This window comes from Haladaptatus sp. (assembly GCF_049589095.1).
GTDB lineage: Archaea > Halobacteriota > Halobacteria > Halobacteriales > Haladaptataceae > Haladaptatus.
In genome coordinates, this window is the sequence record NZ_JBAWAC010000212.1 from 1 (window position 1) to 4,492 (window position 4,492).

Genomic DNA, 4,492 nt, shown 5'->3' on the forward strand with positions numbered 1-4,492 from the left:
ATGAGTTCACCTTTCGACTTGTTCTGAAGATCCTCTTCTGTTACGCTTACCATTCTTAGTTAAACCTCGGTTCCTTCCACTCCGGCAAATGATAGCATCGCTACTCTTCTACGAGTTCCAACCATCCGATGACAATATTCCCATATCATTGGTTGACGCGCGGTGCTACCGTGACGCCGGAAGCGTTCAGGTATTACGAAGTATTCGGCATAGCTATTTAAAAGTTGTGCCCTCAAATTATGTGGAAACGCCTAGCACACGCTCCGTACCCCGTGGAAACGGTTGACACACACCTCCAATGGAGTTTATAAAGAATGGTTGGCACATGCAAGCGGTAGAGGCGAACGAATTGAAGCAACATCGTTCCTATTTGGGGAAAATGCCCGAGAGAGGCACGCTACGTCGGATTTTCACTTTCACTCCGGATACGGGTCGATTTAACGTAGGTTGCGGACGGAAATCGAGGTATGATAGAAGCGCTCCGATGTACGTGTGAAGCGACGGATTGCGACCGCGAACTGGCCGAGCGACATCTGATGTTGGCGATGCAGACCAGCGCGGGTACGCGCCGCGCATACGAGTGTGATTGTGGCGCAGTTACGGTGACGGTCACACGCTGACCGGGAACGCGAACCCCAACCGCGACACCCAAACACGAACCGGAAATGGCGACGCTGAAGTGGCCCCCGTGGAAAGCCGACCCATGAAAGAAACGATCCACGCACGCGGCCACGAGAACGTATCCGCTCGCCACGCGAGCACGTTCGAAATCACGACCGACGACTTTCTCACGCCCGCGGGTGACTGCATCCTCGCCATCGAGGCCGACCGCGCACCCGCCGACTTCGATCCCGAGTTCGTGGAGAAATGTCGAAACGAGGACGCCACGATAACCGTGACCGTCGAGGCGGGCGACCACTCCGAGACCGTCACCGGCCACGGCCATCCCGACCTCGAATTCGACAGCGACCGAAGCATGGTCGGCCGCACCAGCGACTACGTGGACGAGCGAACGTTCGTCCTCGGCTGTGAGTTCGCCGCCGAGGGGTTCAATCGGGACCTCGTGACCGCGCTGGAGAACGGATTGGAAACCGTCGTCACCGTCGAAGTGGAGTAGTCCGAAACCGACCGAACGCGACGGTCCACTGCCCGATGGTTTTTATCCGATAGCGACCCGAGAGTGGTGTATGAGCGACGACCCGGAACCCGCCGAGAACATCAGCGGCGGGGCGGACGGCGGCGGCATGGCCGCCGAGTTCACACCCGCGGACGCCGAGACCCGCGCCGAGGAGGTCGTGGACCGACTCGGCGAACTGTACTGGCAGAAATCGTATGGCGGGCAGGACGCCTTCACCTGCCTCGTCCGCACCATCCTCAGCCAGAACACCAGCGACGTGGCGAGCCAACCCGCTCACGACGACCTCGTGGCGCGGTACGGCGGCGACGACCTCGCCGAAAACCTCGCCAAGGCCGAGCACGGCGAACTCGCGGACACGATTCACTCTGCCGGACTGTACAACCAGAAGGCGGACGTGATCATCGAATCGGCCGAGAACGTCCTCGCGGAGTACGGGAGCGCGGCGGCATTCGACGAGTTCGTCCGGGAAGCGGAACCGAGCGAAGTGAGAAAGGCACTGTTGGACATGAACGGCGTCGGGCCGAAGACGGCCGACTGCGTGCTCCTCTTTTCCGGCGGGCAGCCGGGCGTGTTCCCCGTGGACACGCACGTCCACCGGATCTATCGCAGGATGGGCATCGCCCCGGCGGACGCCGACCACGAGGAGGTCCGCGAGGTGCTGGAGGACGAGGTTCCGGCCGAGAAATGCGGGTTCGGGCACACGGCGAGCATTCAGTTCGGGCGTGAGTACTGCACCGCGCGGAAACCCGCGTGTTTGGACGGCGAGGAGGAATGTCCGATGTTCGATTTGTGCGAGCAGGTCGGAGTGGACGTGGAAAACGGTACGGTCGTCGATCCGGCGGAATCGGTACGGTGAAACAGGCTGGGTCGCCGCTAACTGCTGACTGACGCGGATTTCTTCGAACCGAATTTACGTGATAGCCATCTCCCGATCATCGCGGCGATTGCCCCGGACACACCGACCATCACGGCAACGAACGCGATCAGTACGAACACGATGAGTACCTCCAAGGCTCCGAAAAATACCGGCTGGTCGAAATGGAGAATCGCACCGACCGTGGGGACCATATCCCACAAGATCGGAAGTGACCCGACTAATCCGGTTCGAAATCCAATACCCTGTGCCTCTTTCTTTCCGCCGAGGGTTACTACTCCGCCGAGCAGCCCCGTCCAGAATACGATGCCGAAGTCGAGCGTTCCGGGGTATGGTGCGTCGATTAGGACGTAAGCGGCCGAAATGACCCCCGCGGGCGGTGCGTACGCCCACGGATGAGCCGTCACGAAGTCACGCAGATCTCTAATCATGGGTTTGTTTGTATACTATACATTCGTGCGTGCATATATTTGTTGACGAGCAAAAACTAGCTACCCCTACCGATAGCGAAAAATCGGCCGATTCTCTACTCCACGCCGCCCTCGGAGTGGGAGACGTCCGACAGCCACATCGTCTTCTTGTTGACGAACTCGTGGATGCCGTGTTTCGAGAGTTCGCGGCCGTAGCCCGAATCCTTCACGCCGCCGAACGGGAGGCGGGGGTCGGATTTGACGAGTTCGTTGACGAACACCATGCCCGACTCGATTTCGTTGGCGACCTCCTTCGCCTGCTGTTTGTCCTGCGTCCAGACGCTCGCGCCGAGTCCGTAGGTGGTGTCGTTGGCGCGTCGAATCGCTTCCTCGGTGCTGGAAACGTTGAAAACCGAGGCTACGGGGCCGAACAGTTCCTCGTCCGCGGCGGGACTGCCCTCCGGAATGTCGGTGAGCACCGTCGGCGGGTAGTACGGTTCGTCCCTGTCGAGCGGTTCGCCGCCGAGTTCGACGGTCGCGCCCGCGTTCACGCTCACCTCGACTTGCTCGTGGAGGTCCTCCATCAGGTCCTCGCGGGCCTGCGGGCCGATGTCGGTGTCGTCGTCCATCGGGTCGCCGATGGTCAGCGACTCCATCTCGTCCGTGAACGTTTCGAGGAACTCGTCGTACACGTCCTCGTGGACGACGAACCGCTTCGCGGCGATACAGGACTGGCCGTTGTTGATACAGCGAGCCTGCGCGCCCGTCGTGGCCGCATCCTCGACATCGGCGTCGGGGAGGACGACGAACGGGTCGCTCCCGCCGAGTTCGAGGACGGTCTTCTTGAGGTTCTTCCCGGCCGTCTCCGCGACGGCGCGTCCGGCGGGTTCGCTACCGGTGAGCGTCACGGCTTCGAGCCGGTCATCCTCGATGATGCTCTCGACTGTTTCCGACCCGACGAGCAGGGTAGTGAACACGCCCTCCGGGAAACCGGCTTCCTCCAACACTTCCTGAATCGCCATGGCACACCCCGGAACGTTCGAGGCGTGTTTGAGCAGACCGACGTTTCCGGCCGTGATGTTCGGTCCGATGAACCGGAACACCTGCCAGAACGGGAAGTTCCACGGCATCACGGCGAGCACCGGCCCGAGCGGTTCGTACGAGACGTACGATTCCACCTCGGCCTCCGTGCCGATGTGTTCGTCCTGCAGGAACTCCGCGGCGTGCTCGGCGTAGTAGTCACACACCCACGCGCATTTCTCGACCTCCGAAATCGCGGCGTCGAGGGGTTTTCCCATCTCCTTCGTCATCAGCTCGCCGTACTCCTCTTTGTTGTCGCGGAGGACATCCCCTGCCTCTCCGATGAGTCGCTGGCGTTCCTCTATCGGCGTGTGTCGCCACTCGTCGTAGGTTTCGGTCGCGCGCTGCAGTTTCTCGTCCACCGAACTCCCGTCGTCGTCGTCGTACGTCCCCACTACCTCGCCCGTTGCGGGATTGAGACTCTCCATGGATGACGCGACATCGTCCATGGGCATGTACGCTGTGGCGGCCCACGCAAGCCGATGGTACTGGGAAGAAAGGGTGGTCTAGTTCCATTTCGATGACGGTACCGTCGAACAATCGTCCGTTTCCGTCCATACGCGCCCCATACTTATGCGAATCCCAACCGACCAGTATTCTCACATGAATCGTTCGGGGGGCGGGAGGAGTCGATAATGGCGTCGCTCGAAATCTTCCTCGTCATCGGGGTGAGCCTGTTGCTCTCGCTCGTCCTGAGCGAAGCCATCGAGCGACTCGGGGAACCGGGCTTTCTCGGGGAAATCCTCGCGGGCGTCATTCTCGGCCCGTCCGTCGCCATGCTCATCGCCAGTACGGCCGAGAACAGTCCGTTCATCCTCATTTCCACCATCGGCGGCCTGCTGCTCTTTTTCGACGTCGGCTACCAGCAGATAGACTTGAGCGACCTGCTCGCCGCGTTCCGCACGGTGTTGATAATCGGCCTGTCGGGCGTCTTCCTCCCGTTTATCGTCGGTTACATCATCGGAAGCTACTTCGGACAAGGGTTGGAAT

The 4,492-nt window shown here is 60.7% G+C and carries 6 protein-coding genes; 4 read left to right on the forward strand and 2 right to left on the reverse strand.

Annotated elements, in window-relative coordinates; all coding sequences use genetic code 11:
* The first annotated feature begins 467 nt into the window (after positions 1–467).
* The 3 genes from WBV42_RS06965 to WBV42_RS06975 all read left to right on the forward strand — a co-directional run bounded on the left by WBV42_RS06965 (position 468) and on the right by WBV42_RS06975 (position 1,994).
* Positions 468–620, forward strand: a complete 153-nt coding sequence (locus WBV42_RS06965; RefSeq protein ID WP_190303744.1) for a hypothetical protein — start codon at positions 468–470, stop codon at positions 618–620.
* Positions 621–703: 83 nt separating this feature from the next.
* Positions 704–1,117, forward strand: a complete 414-nt coding sequence (locus WBV42_RS06970; RefSeq protein ID WP_423985385.1) for a DUF371 domain-containing protein — start codon at positions 704–706, stop codon at positions 1,115–1,117.
* 70 nt (positions 1,118–1,187) lie between these two features.
* A complete protein-coding gene (locus tag WBV42_RS06975) occupies positions 1,188–1,994 on the forward strand; it encodes an endonuclease III domain-containing protein (protein WP_423985386.1) in 807 nt (268 codons plus the stop codon).
* A 17-nt stretch (positions 1,995–2,011) separates the two neighbouring features.
* On the opposite strand, the gene WBV42_RS06980 is transcribed toward WBV42_RS06975, so the two are convergent.
* Entirely contained in the window at positions 2,012–2,443 is a 432-nt protein-coding gene (locus WBV42_RS06980; protein WP_423985387.1) for a DUF5518 domain-containing protein, read from the reverse strand.
* 95 nt (positions 2,444–2,538) lie between these two features.
* On the reverse strand, positions 2,539–3,930 hold the full coding sequence (locus tag WBV42_RS06985) for an NAD-dependent succinate-semialdehyde dehydrogenase (protein WP_423985388.1): 1,392 nt from the start codon (positions 3,928–3,930) through the stop codon (positions 2,539–2,541).
* Between the two features lie 207 nt (positions 3,931–4,137).
* Here WBV42_RS06985 and WBV42_RS06990 point away from each other — a divergent pair.
* The coding region (locus tag WBV42_RS06990) for a cation:proton antiporter (protein WP_423985389.1) at positions 4,138–4,492 on the forward strand (355 nt) is incomplete at its 3' end.

Excerpts from the sequence above, each read along its gene's own strand:
- WBV42_RS06985 (WP_423985388.1), bottom strand. The coding sequence starts at position 3,930 with ATGGAGAGTCTCAATCCCGCAACGGGCGAGGTAGTGGGGACGTACGAC.
- WBV42_RS06980 (WP_423985387.1), bottom strand. The coding sequence starts at position 2,443 with ATGATTAGAGATCTGCGTGACTTCGTGACGGCTCATCCGTGGGCGTAC.
- WBV42_RS06975 (WP_423985386.1), top strand. The coding sequence starts at position 1,188 with ATGAGCGACGACCCGGAACCCGCCGAGAACATCAGCGGCGGGGCGGAC.
- WBV42_RS06970 (WP_423985385.1), top strand. The coding sequence starts at position 704 with ATGAAAGAAACGATCCACGCACGCGGCCACGAGAACGTATCCGCTCGC.
- WBV42_RS06965 (WP_190303744.1), top strand. The coding sequence starts at position 468 with ATGATAGAAGCGCTCCGATGTACGTGTGAAGCGACGGATTGCGACCGC.